General features: G+C 69.9%; 18 protein-coding genes. 2 read left to right on the top strand and 16 right to left on the bottom strand.

Annotated features, from left to right (window positions below):
• Positions 1-41 precede the first annotated feature (41 nt).
• The 16 genes from WA762_RS27175 to WA762_RS27250 form a co-directional block, all read right to left on the bottom strand.
• The gene (locus WA762_RS27175) at positions 42-911 is read right to left on the bottom strand and encodes an LLM class F420-dependent oxidoreductase (protein ID WP_443080686.1); all 870 of its coding nucleotides are present in this window, start codon (positions 909-911) and stop codon (positions 42-44) included.
• Between the two features lie 351 nt (positions 912-1,262).
• The gene (locus tag WA762_RS27180; RefSeq protein WP_335939115.1) at positions 1,263-1,550 is read right to left on the bottom strand and encodes a sulfurtransferase TusA family protein; all 288 of its coding nucleotides are present in this window, start codon (positions 1,548-1,550) and stop codon (positions 1,263-1,265) included.
• Between the two features lie 243 nt (positions 1,551-1,793).
• Positions 1,794-2,393, bottom strand: coding sequence for an OmpA family protein (locus WA762_RS27185; RefSeq protein ID WP_443080689.1), 600 nt, complete (start codon positions 2,391-2,393; stop codon positions 1,794-1,796).
• Positions 2,394-2,452: 59 nt separating this feature from the next.
• Entirely contained in the window at positions 2,453-3,067 is a 615-nt protein-coding gene (locus WA762_RS27190; RefSeq protein WP_335939116.1) for a hypothetical protein, read from the bottom strand.
• Positions 3,068-3,098: 31 nt separating this feature from the next.
• Positions 3,099-3,713 (bottom strand): pilus assembly protein TadG-related protein, encoded by a 615-nt coding sequence (locus WA762_RS27195; protein ID WP_335939117.1) that lies wholly within the window; start codon positions 3,711-3,713, stop codon positions 3,099-3,101.
• Complete coding sequence (locus WA762_RS27200) at positions 3,713-3,943, bottom strand: Flp family type IVb pilin (protein WP_335939119.1); 231 nt, start codon at positions 3,941-3,943, stop codon at positions 3,713-3,715. The genes WA762_RS27195 and WA762_RS27200 overlap by 1 nt, the downstream gene beginning before the upstream one ends.
• 248 nt (positions 3,944-4,191) lie before the next feature.
• Positions 4,192-5,292: a response regulator transcription factor gene (locus tag WA762_RS27205; protein ID WP_335939120.1), complete on the bottom strand. Its 1,101-nt coding sequence runs from the start codon at positions 5,290-5,292 to the stop codon at positions 4,192-4,194.
• A gap of 52 nt (positions 5,293-5,344) precedes the next feature.
• The gene (locus WA762_RS27210; protein ID WP_335939121.1) at positions 5,345-6,673 is read right to left on the bottom strand and encodes a sensor histidine kinase; all 1,329 of its coding nucleotides are present in this window, start codon (positions 6,671-6,673) and stop codon (positions 5,345-5,347) included.
• Between the two features lie 31 nt (positions 6,674-6,704).
• Complete coding sequence (locus WA762_RS27215) at positions 6,705-7,592, bottom strand: DUF5936 domain-containing protein (RefSeq protein ID WP_335939186.1); 888 nt, start codon at positions 7,590-7,592, stop codon at positions 6,705-6,707.
• Between the two features lie 14 nt (positions 7,593-7,606).
• Complete coding sequence (locus tag WA762_RS27220) at positions 7,607-8,545, bottom strand: type II secretion system F family protein (RefSeq protein ID WP_335939123.1); 939 nt, start codon at positions 8,543-8,545, stop codon at positions 7,607-7,609.
• A gap of 10 nt (positions 8,546-8,555) precedes the next feature.
• A complete protein-coding gene (locus WA762_RS27225; RefSeq protein ID WP_335939125.1) occupies positions 8,556-9,893 on the bottom strand; it encodes a CpaF family protein in 1,338 nt (445 codons plus the stop codon).
• A gap of 60 nt (positions 9,894-9,953) precedes the next feature.
• Positions 9,954-10,337 carry a TadE/TadG family type IV pilus assembly protein gene (locus tag WA762_RS27230; RefSeq protein WP_335939126.1) on the bottom strand — a complete coding sequence of 128 codons (384 nt, stop codon included), beginning with the start codon at positions 10,335-10,337 and terminating at the stop codon, positions 9,954-9,956.
• Between the two features lie 15 nt (positions 10,338-10,352).
• Complete coding sequence (locus tag WA762_RS27235) at positions 10,353-10,739, bottom strand: TadE family protein (RefSeq protein WP_335939188.1); 387 nt, start codon at positions 10,737-10,739, stop codon at positions 10,353-10,355.
• A 114-nt stretch (positions 10,740-10,853) separates the two neighbouring features.
• A complete protein-coding gene (locus WA762_RS27240) occupies positions 10,854-12,158 on the bottom strand; it encodes a CpaE/TadZ family protein (protein WP_335939127.1) in 1,305 nt (434 codons plus the stop codon).
• 7 nt (positions 12,159-12,165) lie between these two features.
• A complete protein-coding gene (gene cpaB, locus WA762_RS27245; RefSeq protein ID WP_335939128.1) occupies positions 12,166-12,873 on the bottom strand; it encodes a Flp pilus assembly protein CpaB in 708 nt (235 codons plus the stop codon).
• 75 nt (positions 12,874-12,948) lie between these two features.
• Positions 12,949-13,815 (bottom strand): hypothetical protein, encoded by an 867-nt coding sequence (locus tag WA762_RS27250; protein WP_335939129.1) that lies wholly within the window; start codon positions 13,813-13,815, stop codon positions 12,949-12,951.
• An 892-nt stretch (positions 13,816-14,707) separates the two neighbouring features.
• Between WA762_RS27250 and WA762_RS27255 the strand changes: the two genes are divergently transcribed.
• A complete protein-coding gene (locus WA762_RS27255; RefSeq protein ID WP_443080687.1) occupies positions 14,708-16,441 on the top strand; it encodes a chitinase in 1,734 nt (577 codons plus the stop codon).
• Positions 16,442-16,608: 167 nt separating this feature from the next.
• Positions 16,609-18,762 (top strand): serine/threonine-protein kinase, encoded by a 2,154-nt coding sequence (locus WA762_RS27260; RefSeq protein WP_335939131.1) that lies wholly within the window; start codon positions 16,609-16,611, stop codon positions 18,760-18,762.
• Positions 18,763-18,847: the final 85 nt, after the last annotated feature.

Consider the following 18,847-nt stretch of genomic DNA (forward strand, 5'->3'; position numbering starts at 1 on the left):
GGACCCCGCTCCTTCTCCCGCACTCATTCATCAGACACCCCCTAGCCGATCGTCGCGGCCCGGGGCACGATGTGCTCCGCGAGCTGGTGGGTGAAGCTGACCGGGTGCCGGTCCGGGAGGACCTGGATCTCGCCGACGCCCAGGCGCGCGTACGCCTCGGCGTCGGTGAGGAACCTGTCCGGCCGGTCCAGTACCGCGCCGTTGTACATCACGGTCTTCTCGATGGCGTCGTAGTCACGGCCGGTCTCCGCGCAGTGCGCGCGCAGCACGTCGAGCTTGTGGGCGACTTCCTCCGGGGAGGTGGCGAACAGGTTGCAGGCGTCCGCGTACCGGGCGACCAGGCGCAGGGTCTTCCGCTCGCCTCCGCCGCCGATCAGGATCGGCGGGCGTTCACCGATCGGTTCGGGCACGCAGAGCGTCTCGGTGAGCCGGTAGTGGCGGCCCCGGAACGGGCCGTTGTCGTCGCTCCACATCTGGAGGCAGATGAGGACCGTCTCCTCCAGCCGTTCGAACCGTTCGGCGACCGGGACGACGGGCACGCCGAGCCCGTACTGCTCCCGCTCGTACCAGGAGGCGCCGATGCCGAGCCTGGCCCGGCCGCCGGAGAGGACGTCGAGCGTGGTGACGATCTTCGCCAGCAGGCCGGGGTGCCGGTACATCACGCCCGTGACCATCAGGCCCAGCGTCATGCGCTCGCTCAGCGCCGCCACGTAGCCGAGGGTGGTGTATCCCTCCAGCATCGGTTCGTCGGCGGTGGTCTGCCCGGTCTCCATCTGGAAGTAGTGGTCCATCACGGTGAACGAGGCGATGTCCGCCTGCTCCGCGACGCGTACGGACTCCGCGAGGGTCGGCGCGATGAGCGCGGGGTCGGCCGGCGCCGAGTAGTTCCAGTAGTGCAAGCCGAGCTTCACGTACGACCTCCGGTACGGCCTTCACGGGTGAAGGAGGGCGGGCGGCGCGGGCGGGCCGGCCCGGCCTGCCCGGCCGGCGCTCCGGGCGTCCACCGGTCACGCTATGCGAGGCCGCACGCCTCCGGCCGCCCGACCGGCGCAAACGGGTCAGGGCCCGGCCGGCGGCGGTTCGGGCGAACGGTCCGGGTGGGGCGGGCGGCGTTTCCGTTGCGGGGGTGTGGGGCGGGGGCGGCGGCCGGGTGAACGGGACAGCGGCGCGGGGGCGCTGGGTCCTGGGGACGCTGAGTCCTGGGAGCGCTGGGGCCCCTGGGGGTCGGAATGGCGGGGTGGCGGCGTGGCGCAGCGGCGGCGTCAGCGACCGGCCTCGGCCCGGTGCCAGGGCCGGTCGGGCCGGGTGGCGCGGGCGTCCACGGCCAGCCTCAGGGCGTACACCGGCCGCTCACCGGGAACGGGCCCGAGGTACTCGTGCCCCGTCATGTGGCACCAGGCGGGCAGGTCGAGCGGGGCGGCGGGATCGGTGGCGATCACGTGCACGACGGTGCCCGCCGCCGCGCCGTCGATCGCCTTCCGCAGGCGGAGCAGCAGCGTGACGCACAACAGGCCGGTGCCGTCGACGGTGAGGCCCGCGGGCGGCGGCATGTGCCGGACCTCGCCCGGTTCCCGACACGCTCCCCGTCTCGATCCGTGACGCGCTCCCCGGCTCGGTCCGTGACTCGGTCCCTGCTCGTCGCCGCTCATGCCCGGTCCGCTCCTCCTGGTCCCCCGGCCGGCCTCCCGCCGTCCTCGGGGCCGCTGTCATGGTCTCCGCCGACCAGCGTAAACGGGCCCGGCCCCCGCGGATGCGTTCCGCGGGGGCCGGGCCCTGACACTGGAGCGGTCGGCTCAGGAAGAGCCGCCGCGCGGGAAGGAGACCTCCACGCGGCGGTTCTTCTTGCGGCCTTCCTCTGTCGCGTTGCTCGCGATCGGGTACTGCTCGCCGTACCCCCGGATGTCGAAGGTGACGGTCGACCCGAGATCCTTGACCAGCACCGACTGCACCGCGTTGGCGCGCTGCTTGGACAGCACGTCGCCGTGGGCCGCCGAGCCGAGGTTGTCCGTGAAGCCGAACACCCGCACCTTGGTGGCGTTCTGCTTTTTGATCTCGGCCGCGATGGCCGCGATACGGGAGTGCGCTGCGGGACTCAGCGCGGCGCTGTCCTTGCTGAAGAGCACCTCGGCCTGCAGCGCGAACTTGACGTTCGCGTTGCTGTCCTCGCGGCGCTCCTCGCCCCCCTCGTCCTCGATCACCTGCACTATGTCGAGGACCTTCGCGGGGGCGAGCGTCGCACCCTCGACCATGCGGAGGCCGGAGCTGTTCCCGTCCACCTCGACCGGCGGTGTTGCCGACGCCTCGGTGCCCGGCGGCACGCTCGGTCCGTCGTCGGCAACCGCGGAGGAAACACCTACGACTGACGTGGCAGCCATCAGAGCCGCGGTCGCCATGGCCATTCCCACGAGCTGAATGGGGCGACGCCTGCTAACCATGTGTGTCATGACGTCGGTCACCCGGAGATCTTCAGTGACGTAGTGGTGAACGTCGGCAGATTGAAGTCCACCTCGGTCGTGGAACTGGGCGGCGCCGGGAACTGCATGAACACAGGAACCGACTTGCCGGGCTGAACCGCCGACATCCCGGTCGTGCAGAGACAGCGGCCGTCCGTGTCCCGGAGGATGTAGTAGCGCTTCTTCCCAGCCTTGTCCACCAGGGTCGCTCCACCGACCGAGTTCAGATTCTTGCTGACGATGGCGCTTTCGCTACCGGCCCACGCGGACGGGTTGACCGTGGTGTCCCCTTGGTTCTTCAGCTCGCCCTGAACCGTCACGAACCCGCCGGAGTCCCTCTTCACCTCGTTGACGACGAGCAGCATGCCCTTGTCGCCCCTGATCTCCGCAAGCTTCACATTCGGGTCCACATTGTCCCCGACGGCGGTGTCCTCCTGCTTCGCCCCCTTGTCCTCCTCGGAGGGCTTCGAGGGCTCGGAAGACGTCGATGAACCGCCATCGTTCGTCTTCCCACCGTCGTCAGTGCCGCAGCCGGTCACGGCCAGCGCCAGGGCCGCCGCCAGAGAGACGGCTGCCACGGCCCTTCGGGACTTGGTGGAGCGCCGAATGCTCATGGGTTCTGATTCCTTTACTCGTCGTTCGCTGTCATGAATCGACCAGGTGCACGTCAAAGAGAATCTTGCTCACCGAGGACCAGGACGGCGGACTGCTCGTCCTGATTTCGACCGCTCCGGCACTCCCGCAACTGAAGTAGTACACGTCTTCGATGCTGTCATCGTTCAAGTCCACGGAATGCCAACTGCATCGGAACTCGACAATGGCGGTGGCGCGAGATTTCGCGTACTCACGATCCATGCCGCGAATGACCGGCGACCCCACCGGCTTACGGGTCTCGACCTCGACCGTGATCTTGTCGCGGCGGCCGCCGTACTGCGGGGTGCACTCTTTGACATCTGCCTCATTGGCAGAGGCCAGCCGCTGGGCCGAAGCACAGGGCATGGCCGACGGGAACTGGTAGCTGTCCAGGAAGACATCGAGCATGCGCTCGGGAAGCGACGCGAGAAACGGCGCCTCCATGTCCTCACGAGCCTGCTGAGCAGCCGCCAGCGCAGCGGCGTCCGCCGCACCCTGGGCCCCGTTGCGCAGGGCCGAGGCCCTGCCGACGGTAAAGAAAGCGAACGCGAGGAAGAGCAGGCCCGCCACCATCACTACGTAGATGGGGAAAGCCTGCCCTGCCTCACCGCGCAGTCTCGCGGTCATTAGCCGGCCTTGATCTGGGACACCAGCTCGGAGATCTTGCTCGAGATCGACCCACCGATGCCCGAGGCGGCGATCGCGCCGATGATCGCCACGACGACCAGGATGATGCCCAGGTACTCGAACGCCGTCTGGCCGCGGTCCTTGGCCTCGTAGCGCTTCTGGATCGCGCTGACCGCCGTGTTGGCCCAGCCGTTGACGCGAACGGCGGTCTTCAGGGTGATGTTCGACATGGTGTTCCCCTCCGGGTTCGGCCGACCGATGGTCGGCCGACTCGCACGTTTCTCGGGTGTCGCCCACGGATCCGGCTTCCTCCTGGCCGGAGCCGTCGGCGACATGAGAAACATACGGCGGCGCACCCTGCTCGCCGGAGGGTCCCAGGGCCCATTCCCGGGCCCAAACCGTCAGTTGGGCCTCTGTCGGAACGCGCTGGGCCCCATGCCCCACGCCCATGGACCTGCTGCCGGCCCCGCCGCGCCACTCAGCCACGATGACCACCGGCCGCGCGCGCTCCCGGCCCCGCGGGGGCCGTGCCGAGCCAGCGGGCGATGGCCTCGCTGCGGCTTGCACTGTGCAACTTGGTGAAGATGCGGTTGATGTGGTTCTTGACCGTCTTCTCGCTGATGAAGCAGGTGGCGGCGATCTGCTGATTGCTCATGCCGGACGCGATCAGCTCCATGACCTCCACCTCCCGTGAACTCAGCCCGTACTGCCTTCTGTTGAGGGCGACGTCCTTCTCCTCGACCCGGGAAGACTGTGCCACAACTGGTTGCAGATGCGAAAGACCCTGCGGGTGTCGGACTGCTCGCGCCGCAGGTGGGGGCTGTTCCGCCGTGGGCACATGTGCAGGCGCAGCGTATTGCGGGCCGCTACTCGGGGCATGGTCGTCATAGCCCGACACCCGGTAGGGAACGCCCGTGGTCAGCGCCGTGCCGAGTCCCTCCGGAAGCGGTCGTCCCCGTGATCCGGGGCCCTGGCGCATATGGGCGAGCAGGGCGTCGGCCGCAGTGGCGGTGAAGTGGGCACGTCCGTTCTTCGTGTCGCGCACGGCCTGTACCAACTGGTCGGCCGTGAACTCGCCGTGGACCAGATAGCCGCTCGCGCCCAGACGCAACGCCTCGTGGACGATCTCGTTCTCGCGGCTGTAGGTCAGCATCATGACCGGCGCCACCTGGACGAGGTGCGGCAGCGCGGATATGCCGTCGACGCCGGGCATCCGAACGTCGAGCAGGACCACGTCCGGGCGGTTCCGGACGGCCATCTCGTAGGCCTGACGGCCGTCCGTTGCCTCCGCGACGACCTCGATGTCGTCCCGACCGGAGAGCAGCACGCCCAGGCCGGCCCTGACCACGGGGTTGTCATCGGCGACGACGACCCGCAGGGCTGCGGGTACGGGCGACGGAGCGGGGAAGGGCGGCAGGGACTCGGATGCCGCGGACTGCTGGGAGGTGAAGGCGGGGACAGGGTGCCCACTGGAGCCGACCTGCGGGTTGAGCGGGTTGACGCGCGTGGATTCATGCGGGAGGGCATGGTTCCCCGTTATCCGGTTCTGGCCCGACGCGCGGGAGTCGTCGTCCGGCATCTGCGACCTCCTCTCAAGGTTCTATGGGGGTGAGGGTGGAGTTTCGAGCTGGTCAGTCGGTTCGCTGTTCGTTCGGTTGCTTCCCGTCCGGAGCGGTCCTGAGCGCCGCGACCGGAAGTTCCAGGCGGACCTCGGTTCCTTTGGCCGCCTGGCCCTTCCCAATGCGTATGCGGGCACCGATCGACGCCGCCCGCTCGACCATGCCGACGAGGCCGAAGTGTCCGGCGTGCCGGAGATCGTCGAGCGTGACGCCCGCAGGCAGGCCGCGGCCGTCGTCGTACACGCTGACACGCAGGACATCGCCCTTCACGCCGGCGAGCACGACGAGGTAGGTGGGTTGTGCGTGGCGATGGGCGTTCTCCATCGCCTCGGAGGCGATGGTGAGCAGCTGGCGCGCGACCGCCTGGGGGACCTTGGGGACCGGGATGTCGTTGTACAGCCGGAAGGTCGTCGTGAGTTCGCAGCGCCGGGTGAAGTCCTCGGCCCGGGCCCGGAGCTCGCGCACGACGTCGACGCCCCCGTCGAGACCGGACTCGCGACGCAGGTCGGAGAGGAGTTCCCGGGACTCGGCCGCGGCACGACGGGCGGCGCGGGCGACCAGTTCAGCCTGGCGCTTGATGGTGAGCGGGTCCATGCGGTCGGACGAAGCGGCGAGGCCGTCGGCGGCCAGGGCCAGACCGTGCAGGGTCTTGGCCACCGAGTCGTGCATTTCGCGGGCCAGGCGAGTGCGTTCGCCTTCGACGGCCTCGTTGACGGCGAGGCGGGCCCGGGTCTCGGTGAGGGCCTGACTGGCTTTCCCGAAGCGGAGAAGCAGGTTGCGCAGGGTGACGCCGACAGCGCCCGCGATGACGCAGAAGCCGGGAAGGAGGAACGCCGTGGCGTCGGCGGGCTGCAGTTTCGGGTCGGTGGCGTACACACCGAGAACGATCGCCGTCTGGAGCGCGGCGAAGACCGCGGCACCCCGCCAGCCGTAGACGAGCCCGGCCAGCAGCGGGGTGCACACGGTGACGTACGCGAGGGTGGACTCGGGGGACGCGGTGATCAGCAACAGTGCTCCGAGCAGCGCGTCGATGCCGAGCAGCCAGGGGTGGCGCAACAGGACGGGGCCGAAGCGCTCCCAGTCACGGAACAGGACATAACTGCCCATGAACGTGACCAGGATGGACGAGCCGATCAGCCACATGGGCGGCCCCGACGCGGTGTGGGCGATCGCGAACGGCGTGGCCATGGCGATCATCGCGATCCGGAAGCCGAAGACCTGCCGGCACATCGCCTGGAGCGCGTTGAGCTGGATCGCGAACGTGGGGCGCGAGCCGGGGTCCGCTATCGCCCGGCGCACCTCCGCGTCCAGTCCGGTCTGAGCGCCGAGTTGGAACGCCATGGGTCAGTCACCTCCCCTGCCGCCATCCGCGTCATCCGCCCATGAGAGTGCTGAAGTCGACGTTGACCCCGTAGACGAATCCGACCGTCAGCATCACCAGCGTTCCGGGGAGAAGGAAGGTCGTGACCGCGAAGGTCGCCTTCGGGACCGCCCTGGCGGCCTTGCGCCGGGCGTTCTGGGCGTCGGTGCGCCGCATGTCGTTGGCGATCTGGATCAGCGTCTCGACGATCGGGGCGCCGAGTTCCTCACCCTGCTGGAGCGTGGTCACGAACATCGCGACCTGTTCCGAGTCGTTGCGCTTGCGCAGCTGGTCGAACGCCTCACGGCGGCTGACGCCCATGTCCATCTGGCGCAGGGTGATGCGCAGTTCGTCAGCCCAGGGGCCCTCGTACTTCTCCGCGACGCGTGCCAGCGCCTGGCGGAAGCCGAGGCCCGCGGAGACGACGACGGCCAGCACGTCGAGGAAGTCGGGGAGCGTGCGGTCGATGTGGTCGCGACGGATGCGCACCGCGGACCAGATGCCGACCTCGACCCAGAATAGACCGAACGCGACCAGTACCAGGGCGAGGAGGATCTGCCCGCGCATGAGCATGGTCAGGGCGCCGAGCGCGCCCAGTCCGCCGTAGACGGCGCGACGGGCGGCGTACCGGTCGATGGTGAGACCGCCCGGGTTGCCCGCCATGTCGATCTGGCGGCGCTTCTTGTTGACGGCCTTCGGACCCATCATGCGCAGCACCGTGGGGGCCCAGCGCATGCCGAGCCGGTCGATGCCGGAGCCGACCGCGTTGGTGCGCGTGGAGCCGACCTCCAGAGCGATCGCCATGTCGCTGGGAAGCTTGGCGTCGGCCCGGTACATGCGGATGCCGGCGGCGGCTCCGTACACGGCCAGGCCCATGAGGACGGCGAGCAACAAGCCCATGGTTCCCCCGCTCATCAGACGTCGATCCGGGACAGGCGACGGATCACGATGAACCCGATCGCATACAGGGCGAGGGAGACGACCACCGCGACCTGCCCGATGAAGGAGCCGGTCATACGGTCGAGGGCACCGGGCATCACCGCGTTCATCAGGAGCATGGCGCCCAGGCCGAAGGCCGGCACGGCGTAGGCGGTGACGGTCACCTGGGAGAGCTGGGTCTTGACCTCGCGCCGGGTCTCCTTGCGCTCCTCCAGCGTCTCGGTGAGGTTGCGCAGGGAGCTGACGACCGTGCCGCCGGCCCGGTTGGACAGGACGAGGGTGGTCACGAGGACGACGAGTTCGCGGGAGGGCAGCCGGTCGGTCATCTCACTCAGCGCGTCCTCGAGGGGTTCGCCGACGGCGAGACGACGGGCGACCCTGGCCAGCTCCTCGCCGGCCGGATTCTCCATCTCGTCGGCGGCCATGCCGATGGACGTACGCAGGGCGAGGCCGGCCTGGGTGGCGTTGGCGAGGATGCGGGCGAGCTCGGGGAGCTGGTTGATGAAACGCTCGGTGCGCTTGGTCCGCTGCCAGTTCAGGAACGCGTTGGTGCCCCAGAGTCCGATGAGCGCGGCAAGCGGGCCGAAGAAGCTGGCGAGCATCGACGAGGCGATCATCCAGAGGCCGGCCAGGGCGACCAGCGAGTAGATGAAGAACTCGCCCGGTGTGACGTCGAGGCCGGTGGCGGCCAGCTTCAGTTCGAGTTTCTTGCCCAGGCCGGTCCTGCGCAGCCTCTTGTCAATGCCTCGGAAGCGGCGACGGCGCCCGGATTCCGCGACGGGCCCGGTGCGCGAGAGGCGGTCCACCAGGGCGTCGCTGTCGGCCTTGCCGCCGGAGTAGGCGTGCAGACCCACGACGCCCGTGACACCGGCCAGCAGGGTGACGCCGATGGTGAGAAGGGGGAGATTGGTCATGGCTCGGTACCTAGTTGGCCTCTCGGGTGGCGAGCTGGTCGGCGGAATCGGCGACGCCGAAGGCCTGCGGGATGGGTTGGCTGGCCATGTAGAGGCGCTGCGCGATCCTGCGGGGGATCGGGAAGTACCGGAAGTCGCCGTTGATCCGCCCCTCGGAGTCCATCGGCTGGGCGTCGAATCGGGCGACGGACACGATGCGGTACGGCTCGCGGCCGTGCGAGTCCAGCACGGCGATCTCGGTGATCTTGCGGGAGCCGTCGGCGTGCCGGGTGAGCTGGACGATGACGTCGACGGCGCTGTTGATCTGGTCGTGCAGCGCCTCGAACGGGACGTCGATCTCGGACATCGACGCCAGGGTCTGCAGACGCATCAGCGCGTCCTCGGCGTTGTTGGCGTGGACGGTGGCGAGCGAACCGTCGTGACCGGTCGACATCGCCTGGAGCATGTCGAGCGACTCGCCGCCGCGGACCTCACCGACGACGATGCGGTCGGGGCGCATACGCAGCGAGTTGCGGACCAGGTCGCGGATGGTGATCTGGCCCTTGCCCTCGACGTTCGCCGGGCGGGACTCCAGCCGGATCACGTGGCTCTGCTGAAGCTGGAGCTCGGCGGAGTCCTCGATGGTGACGATGCGCTCGCGGTTCGGAATGAGGCCGGAGAGCGCGTTGAGCAGGGTCGTCTTCCCGGTGCCGGTGGCGCCGGAGACGATGACGTTGAGCTTGGCCTGGACGAAGCCGGACAGCAGGATCAGCATCTGCTCGTCGAGCGAGCCGATGCTGATCATCTCCTGGAGGGTGAACGCCCGGGGGAACCGCCGGATGGTGAGCGTGGCGCCGGTCAGCGACAGCGGCGGAATGATCACGTTGACGCGCTCACCACTGGGCAGACGCGCGTCGACCATCGGGTTCGACTCGTCGACGCGGCGGTTGACGGTCGACACGATGCGCTCGATGGTCTGCATCAGCTGCTCGTGCGAACCGAAGCGCATCGCGAGCTGTTCGACCCTGCCGCTGCGCTCGACGAAGATCTGGTCCGGCCCGTTCACCATGATCTCGGTGATGGAGGCGTCCTCCAGGAGCGGTTCCAGGATGCCGAGGCCGAGCGCCTCGTCGACGACCCGGCGGATCAGCTGGGTGCGCTCGGCGGTCGAGAGAACCGGCCCCTCACGGCTGATGATGTGGCTGAGGACGCGTTCCAGCCGCGCCCGCCGGTCGGCGGCGGCGAGCGAGGACATCTCCGCCAGGTCGATCTCTTCGAGCAGCTTGGCACGGAAGACGGCGACCAGATGGCCGTCCTCCCGCGCCCCGCCGCTCTTCTCGGGGGCGCTCATGCGTGCCCGCAGACTCATTCCTCTACTCCTCGCTCAGACAAAACCGTGGTGCCCCCTGCGCGTGACGCGGGCGACGGGTCAACCGCGCGGCATGGTGGAGCTGCGCCTGGCCCAGCCCCAGTCGTCGATGCCCGGCACGACGGAGGGAATCTTCACCCGGGCTGTGTACGTCACCTCGTCGTAGCCGCCCTGCTGGGTGAACCGGGACATTCTCGGGTTGCCGAGCCAGTCGCTCATCGCCGCGCGTCCCGCAGTCTCCGGATCCCCGTGCGACATCTCCTGCGTGGCGGTCCGGGCTGCCGCGCGGGCTCCGGTGCCCGCCTGGCTGACGGCGTAGGCGGCGACTCCGAGCTGGATCGAGAGCAGGCCCACCAGAAGCATCAGCGGAATGAAGCCCATGTACTCGATGGCCACCTGGCCGCGGTCACGACGCGAGGACGGTTTCGGGCGGGGTGTGTGCATGCGGATGCTCATCGCTCAGCCCTCCAGTGGGAACGCGCCATGGCCTTCGACACGGAACGGCCAGTTCCATACACCGGGCACCAGCACCGGAACCTGGAGCCTCACCTCGGCCTTGTACATGCCCGCCGAGGACCGGCAGTCCGTCGGCAGCATCGACTTCTTCCACGCCTTCGGCAGATGCTCCACGGCTGCCTCGCGGCATTCCCTCAGCCGGGGGCCTTCCGTGACGGCTCCCCGATGCGCCGCTCTGTCCGCGGCGTTACCGGCGAGCGAGAAGGTGTACCCGATCAGCGCGCACTGCCAGAGCGCGACCGCGAGCAGGATGATCAGCGGAAACACGCCCAGGAACTCGATCGCCGTCTGCCCTCGGTCGCGACCGCGGCCGGACAGCCCGGCGCGCAGCCGCCCCCGCGTCGCGTCCCCCGCCCGGCCGCCCCCGCGGCCGTCCGGGCGGGAAGGGTCACCGCGACGCCTGCCGCGTATCCCCATGTCTGTCGTATCGGTGAGTGCCATTGGTCAACTTGCCCCCTTGTTCGTCGCCCGGTGCCGGGATTCGCCGTCGCGTCGGCCGACGCGCGGGCGTCCGATCGAGCCCCGGTCGTTCTTGAACTTGGCGGCGCCCTTCGCGGCGCCCTTCTCCGTCTTCTCAGGAACCTTGACGATGCCGAGCTCGCCCGCAAGGGCCCAGAGGGCCTGTTTGACGCTGCTCTTGGAGTCGAGTTCGTGGAGCCGGCCGGCGTCGACGACGCTCTGGAGTTCCTTGAAGTTCGCGGGGACGGCCGTCTCGGCCATCCGCGTCCCGGTGATCTTCTCGACGAGTGGTGGCTGGATCTCTGTGTTGCGGATGAAGCGGTTGACGACGGTGACCGTCTCCTCCGCCTTGCGGATCTGGAGGCGGTCCCACATCCGTACGAGGCGCTTGGCGCCGCGTACCGCGATGACGTCGGGGGTGGTGACCAGCAGGGCCGTGTCGGCCATCTCGATGGCCGCCGCGTTCGCCCCCTGCAACTGGCTGCCGCAGTCGATCACCACGATCTCGTAGCGGGTGCGCAGCGCGCTGACGATCTGCCGGGCCGAGCGGTCGCTGACCTCCTCGGCGCTCTCGCCCTCGCCCGGGGCCAGCAGCAGGGACAGTCCGGAGCCATGGGTGAAGATGGCGTCGGACAGCACCCGCGGCGAGATGTCCGCGATCGTCGACAGGTCGACGACCGACCGCCGGAACTGCACGTCGAGGTACGAGCCGACGTCGCCGGCCTGGAGGTCCATGTCGACCAGGGCGACGCTGCGCCCGGACGCCTGGGCCGCCAGGGCCAGCTGCACGGCGGCGACGGTGGTCCCGACGCCGCCCTTGGCGCCGCTGACGGTGAGGACGGTGCCGCCCGGGCCGGTGAAGACCTCGTTCCCGGTGCTCAGGTGGCGCCGGACGCCGGTGGACCACTGGGCGGCGGACTGGACGCGGTTGACGAGTTCCTCGTAGCTCAGCGGCAGGGTGACGACGCCGCGCGCCCCCGACTCCATCGCGGACGAGAACAGGCCGGGGGTGACGTCGGCGCTGATCAGCACGACCCCGATCGCGGGGAAGCGCAGCGAGACCTCCCGGATCAGCTCCAGTGCCGGCACCGGGCCGATCCGCTCGTGGACCAGCACGACCTCGGGCAGCTCGTCGAGCGACTCGCCCGCCAGCCGGGCGAGGGTGTCGATGAGCTGGGTCGAGTCGCCGACCGGGGCTGCCGGCTCGGCGTCGGGGAGCTGGCTGAGCAGTGTGGTGACGGATCTGGCCGCGTCGACGTCACCGACGGCCGGGAGGATCCTCGTGGTCATCCGATCCTCACTTGTCCTTGTCGAGCGTGTAGGAGCGATCGCCCGGACGGATGGTGCTGTCGCTGCCGGAGGCCAGCAGTGCGAGGCGCACGTGCTCGGCGAACGACTCGGCGTACGCGATGCGCTGGGTGTCGAGCGTGTTCAGGGCGAAGGTGATCGGGACGGCCTCGGTGCCCATGTTGGACTTGCCGTCGCGGTTCGGCTCCAGGGCCGTCAGCTTGCCGACGTCCAGCACCTTGGCGTTGGAGACGATGACCTTCGAGGTGGAGGGGTCGCCGTCGCGCTCACCGGCGAAGGTGGCGTAGACGTTGACCGTGGAGCCGGGGGTGATCTTGCCCGCGACGCCGGTGGCGGCGTCGATCATGATGGCGATCTCCTGCTCGCCGGGCTGGAGTTCGGGGCGCTTCTGCATCATGTCGGACTGGAGCAGCGAGCCCTTGCGCAGCTGGGTGACGGCGATCTTGCCGTTCACCTCGGAGAGGTCGGTCACGGCGTTCTCCGAGAGCCAGCGCTTCGGCATCGAGATCTTCTCGAACTGCCCCACCGACAGGGCGGTGTAGGGGGCGACGTCGGACTTCAGCTGATAGGCCGAGACCTCGGGACCCACCTTGGAGTTGACGTCGCTGATCACCGATAGCACACCGGCAAAGGCGCCGAAGGCGCACAGAACCGACAGAAGCAGGAGTATCACGCCGCGGCGCTGGCGGGAGTTCATGGGCCGGACAACCTCGTTCGATTCGGATGCGTGGGGCAGCGGGCAGGAGGGCGTCTACGGAGGAAAGCGGAAGCGCTAGGACTGCGGTGGGGCGGGCGTTCCCTGGCCGAGGACACCGGCTTGGAGCATTCGGCTCTCGGCTGCGGGAAGCGGCGAGGAGCAGAACCCGCAGAGGTCGCCGATGAGTTCCATTCCGCACCAGTGGCAGATCTCCCGGCGGACGGAGCAGACCAGTTGGTACAGGACGGAGATGTCTGGCAGGTAGGCGGCGAATTCCACCAGCTTTCCGGTTCCCCACCAGGCGGGGGAATCCGACGGGAGTGCGGCCTCGTGAATGGACTGGACCTTCCACGCGGGCGCGAGGGTCTGCTTCACCCACTCGGACTGCGACTGCCCCTTGGCCGTCATCAGTTCCGTGGGAAATTCCGGACCTGCCGGCGGTTCCGCCTTCGGACCGACCGTGACGAGCCTCGGCTCGGGACTCGCGACCACCGCGAACTGGGAGCCGGGCACCCATGACTTGGCATGGGTGCGGAGGTCCACCGGTACCCGGTCGAACTTGGTGACGGAGTGCAGCAGGGCGCCCGCGTGGATGTAATGGGACAGCAGCCGGGCGGCGGAGGCGACCACTCCCGGGCTGAAGTCGCAGATGGACAACTGGCGCAGCTGCCGCACGAGTACGGCGACGGCCAGTGGAGGAAGGTCCACCTTGAGCAGAGCGATGCGATCGCTCTCCAGAACGGAGCGCACGGAGTATAGCCGACGTTCATGGGCGGGCGCGATACCGCTCGGGTAGACGGCGACGACGTAGCCGTGCTGCTCCAGCAGCACGTGCATGTCGCTGATGGCCATCTCCAACGCCTGGGCGTCCGGCGCCTGCAGCAGGGCGGCCGTCGGCGTCTGCTGGTCGGTCGGAGGCAGTACCAAATCAGCACTGGTCACTGCTATTGCGGTTGGCACACTGTTCCCCGTTTCGGCTCCGACCGAGCGCCGGTCATGACGTCGGCCGCAATCGCTCCTCCGCGTTCTGACTCAGCACTTTATCCACGTCTTACCTGGCAGAGAACACTTTCCGGAGGTCAGTACGACAACGTCCGGGGGACGTCGGACCAACCTCCACACGTCAAATCGGATCAAATCGAAATTGGTTAACTCCTGTACCACTGCGGAGTGTTACGAATCCACCACCCGGCCACCTCCGGGCCCGAATTCGTCTCCGCACGTCAACCCCGATGCGGAACCGGGCAGTCGGCGCCCGGAGGGCGGCCCTCCGGTCACTGTCCGAGCACTCGAACGGCCCCGCTCGAACGGACCGGTGCGAGGTCGACGGAACGTCAATTCATGGCGGTCGGACGGGGCGGTCGTGAAGGGTTCGCGTGATGTTCGCGGGGCGTTGACGAACGGCCGACGTGCCGCCTGGAGCGCGGCCCGGAACCCACAGGGCGAACGCACGACCGAACGGTCGTCATTGCCAGAGGTCTTGACAACTCGATTGGTCTGGACCAGCTTATCGGCCAGCGGTGACCCGTCGTCGCCCGGTTCCCCCCGCCCCTTCACCCCCGGTTCACCCGCCCCCGATCCCCCTCCGCGTCCCCCAACCCCATCCAACCTCCCGCGCCCCCACCCGCATCCGGCCTCCGGCGTCCCCCACCCGCGCATCTCCTGTCCCATCCCCACTCCACCCCCACGGCACCACCGCACCGCACCCCCACGGTCCGGTCCCTCCCACAGCCCGGATCCCCACGGCCCGGCTCCCCCACACCCCGACCCGCCCCCCCACCGCCCTGATTCCCCGATTCCTCCCGAATCCCCCGAATCCCCACGGAGGCAGCAAGTGGAACGTTCCCCCGCCCGCGGACGCGGACTCCGCAGAAGTCACACCCGGCCGCTCCTCGGCGGAGCGATGGCCGTCCTCGCGGCCGGCGCGCTGACCGCCACCGGTCTCACCGGCAGCGCCCAGGCCGCCGACGTCAACGTCGCCAAGAACCCGGGCTTCGAGTCGGGGCTCGCCGACTGGACGTGTTCCGGCGGCACGGGCGAGGTCGTCTCCTCGCCCGTGCACAGCGGCACCGGCGCCCTCAAGGCCACCCCGGCCGGGCAGGACAACGCGCGCTGCTCCCAGACCGTGACCGTGAAGCCGGACTCGACGTACACGCTCAGCTCCTGGGTGCAGGGCGGGTACGCGTACCTCGGCGCGAGCGGCACCGGCACCACCGACGTCTCGACGTGGTCGCCCGGCTCCACCGGCTGGACCCAGCTGACGACCACGTTCAAGACCGGTCCCAGCACCACCTCGGTCACCGTGTACACGCACGGCTGGTACGGGCAGGCCGCCTACCTGGTCGACGACGTCTCGGTCAGCGGCCCGGACGGGGGCGGCGGCGGCCAGACCCCGCAGATCCCCGGCGCGCCGACCGGTCTCACGGCCGGCACGACCACGACCTCCTCGGTGGCCCTGTCCTGGAACGCGGTGTCCGGCGCGACCGGCTACACCGTCTACAAGGACGGCGCCAAGGCGACCACGACCAACGGGACCTCCGCCACCGTCACGGGGCTGGCCGCCGACACGGCGTACCAGTTCTCCGTGACCGCCACCAACGCGGCCGGCGAGTCCGTCAAGTCCGCGGCCGTCAGCGCCCGTACGGCCAAGGAGGGCGGCGGCAACCCCAACCCCGGCACCTCCGTGCCCAAGCACGCGGTGACTGGCTACTGGCAGAACTTCAACAACGGCGCGACCGTGCAGAAGCTCAGCGACGTGCCCGCGAACTACGACATCATCGCGGTCTCCTTCGCCGACGCCACGACCACGCCGGGCGCCGTCACCTTCAACCTGGACACGGCCGGGCTGAACGGTTACACCGTCGACCAGTTCAAGGCCGACATCAAGGCGAAGCAGGCCGCCGGGAAGAACGTCATCATCTCGGTCGGCGGCGAGAAGGGGACCATCTCCGTCAACAGCGACGCCTCGGCGACCAACTTCGCGAACTCGGTCTACTCGCTCATCCAGGAGTACGGCTTCAACGGCGTCGACATCGACCTGGAGAACGGCCTCAACTCCACCTACATGTCGAAGGCGTTGCGCCAGCTGTCGCAGAAGGCGGGCTCCGGCCTGGTCATCACGATGGCGCCGCAGACCATCGACATGCAGTCGACCGGGGGCGAGTACTTCAAGACGGCGCTCAACATCAAGGACATCCTCACCGTCGTCAACATGCAGTACTACAACAGCGGTTCGATGCTCGGCTGCGACGGCAAGGTGTACTCGCAGGGTTCGGTGGACTTCCTGACCGCGCTCGCCTGCATCCAGCTGGAGGGCGGCCTCGACCCGTCGCAGGTCGGCCTGGGCGTCCCCGCCTCCACCAGCGGCGCGGGCAGCGGCTATGTGTCCCCGTCGGTCGTGAACGCCGCCCTGGACTGCCTGGCCTCCGGCACCAACTGCGGCAGCTTCAAGCCGTCGAAGACGTACCCGGGGATCCGCGGTGCGATGACCTGGTCGACCAACTGGGACGCCAAGTCGGGCAACGCCTGGTCGAACGCGGTCGCCCCGCACGTCCACGGCCTGCCGTAACCCCCGCCCCCGCCGCGCCGGTCACCGCCGCGCGGCATCCGTGACCAGCAGCGCCGCCGCTCCCCCGGCGGCGCTGCCGCGTGTCCGGCCCGTTCCGGCACGGGACGGGTCCGGCCTTCCCGTGGGACGCTGTTCACGGCACCATGCGGCGCGACGGGGGGAGCGACATGGCGGGGCCACGGCTGGAGGCACTGGGCGAGAACGATCCGGCGGTGCTGGGGCCCTACCGGCTGCTGGGCCGGCTGGCGTCCGGCGGCATGGGGCGGATCTATCTGGCCCGGGGCGCCGACGGCCGGCTCATGGCGGTGAAGACGCTGTTGGCGGAGGGCGCGGTCGGCGCGGCCGACCGGCGCAGGTTCGCCCGCGAGGTGAAGGTGGCGCAGCGGATCGACAGCGCGTTCACGGCGCGCGTGCGGGCGGCCGACCCGGACGCGGCGACGCCGTGGATGGCCATCGACTACATCCCCGCCCCATCCCTGTCCGAACTGGTGTGTGCGGCAGGGGTGTTACCGGCCTCGGCGGTGCGGTGGCTGGCCGCCGGCACGTCCGAGGCCCTCGTCGTGCTGCATCGCGGGGGCATCGTCCACCGGGACGTGAAGCCGCAGAACATCCTGCTGCCGCTGACCGGCCCGCGGCTGATCGACTTCGGCATCTCGCACGCCGACGACCTCACCCTGACCGGTCTCACCCTCGGCACGATCGCCTTCACCTCGCCCGAGCAGGCGCGCGGCGAGGGCTCCACGGCGGCGTCCGACGTGTACTCCCTGGGCGCCACGCTCTTCCACCTCGCCACGGGCCGGCCGCCGTACCGGGCCGACGGCGACACCCTCGCCCTGCTGGCCCGGGTGCAGCGCGGCGAACTGGATCTGGACGGGCTGCCCAAGGACCTCGTCCCGCTGATCCGCCCCTGCCTGGCGGTACGGCCGGCGGACCGTCCGGCACCGGCGGACCTGCTGCGCGAGTTCCGCCGGTCGATGGCCGGGCTGCCGCTGACGCAGAGCGGAAGGCGCTGGCTGCCGCCGCGCTGGACGGCGCTGATCGAGGAGTACGAGCGCCGGGGCCACGCCCTGCGGCACGCGGGGGCTGCGGGGGCTGCGGGGGCTGCGGGGGCTGCGGGGGCTGCGGGGGCGAACGATCTGACCGTTGATCAGCGCACCTCGGCGGTGCCGCCTCCGGACCGGACCCGGATGTACCCCGGGGACTTCGCGGCGGAGGACCGGGCACGCGCGGAACACGAACGGGAAGCGGAGCAGGCCCGCGAGCGGGAGCGGAAACAGGAACGGGAACAGGAACAGGAACAGGAACGGGAGCGGGAACAGGAACGGGAACGCCTGCGACGGGAGGAGGAGAGGAAACGGGACCGGGAACGGGAGCGTGCGGCGCGGGAGCATGAGCGCGCGGAACGGGAACGGGCCGAGAGGCGGGCCTCCCGCGAGCGCGCCGCCCGTCTCCTGGCGGCCGAGGCGGCGAAGCGGCAGCACGAGGAGCGGAGCCGCGAGGAGCGGGCCCGCGCCCGGGCGGCCTCTTCGCCGGGCCGGGCGTCCGGCGCGTCCCGGGCCGCGCCCCCGGGCTCGTCGTCCCCGTCGTCGTCCGCCTCCTCGGCATCGGGGGACGCCGCCCCGGCGGCGAAGAAGGGGTCGTCGAGCGGGTGGTGGCTCCTGCCGTTGCTCTTCGTCGTGCTGGTGGTCTGGCAGCCGTGGAAGTCGGACGCCGACGGCGGCGCCGGGGGCCGCGGCGGCACCACCGCCGGCGGCGGCACCTCGGCCTCGGGCTCGTCCTCCACCGCCGTCGGGCGCCCCGCCCCCAGGCCCGACGCCGCCGACACCGCCTTCCGCGACGTGTCGTCCGGGGACTGCCTCACGGCGTACGACGACGGCTACGGCGACTGGTCCACCACCGTGCCGCGCACGGTCTCCTGCGGCGCCGCCGACGCCTACACCCGGGTGACGTCCGCGCGGAAGGGGGCCGGCTTCGGGGGCTGCCCGGCCGGCAGCGGCCGCACGTACTGGTACCACTCGGGCTCGGTGCCGGACTTCAGCGTATCGCTGTGCGTGGAACGGCAGTTCCGCACCGGTCAGTGCTTCGTCGCCAAGGTCGACGGCACCCGGGTCACCGATTCGCGTCTGATGAACGTCTGGAGCTGCGACGCGGAGAAGGTGCCCAAGGGCTACAACGCGACCCTGCGGATCACCGGCTACTACCGGGCGCAGAAGAGCTATCCGCAGGGCTACTGCTCCCGGGGCCAGGGCGACCGGAACTCCTACTGGATATACGACGTGGACGGCGGCAAGAACGTGCTGTGCACGACGTACAGCGGCTGAGGACCGGGCGGGGCGCGCCACCTCCGTACGGCGAGACGCCCCGCCCGGGCCATGCCAGGCCCTGCCCTGCCCTGTCCTGCCCTGT

It is taken from the genome of Streptomyces tyrfis (genome assembly GCF_037034285.1).
Taxonomy (GTDB): Bacteria; Actinomycetota; Actinomycetes; order Streptomycetales; family Streptomycetaceae; genus Streptomyces.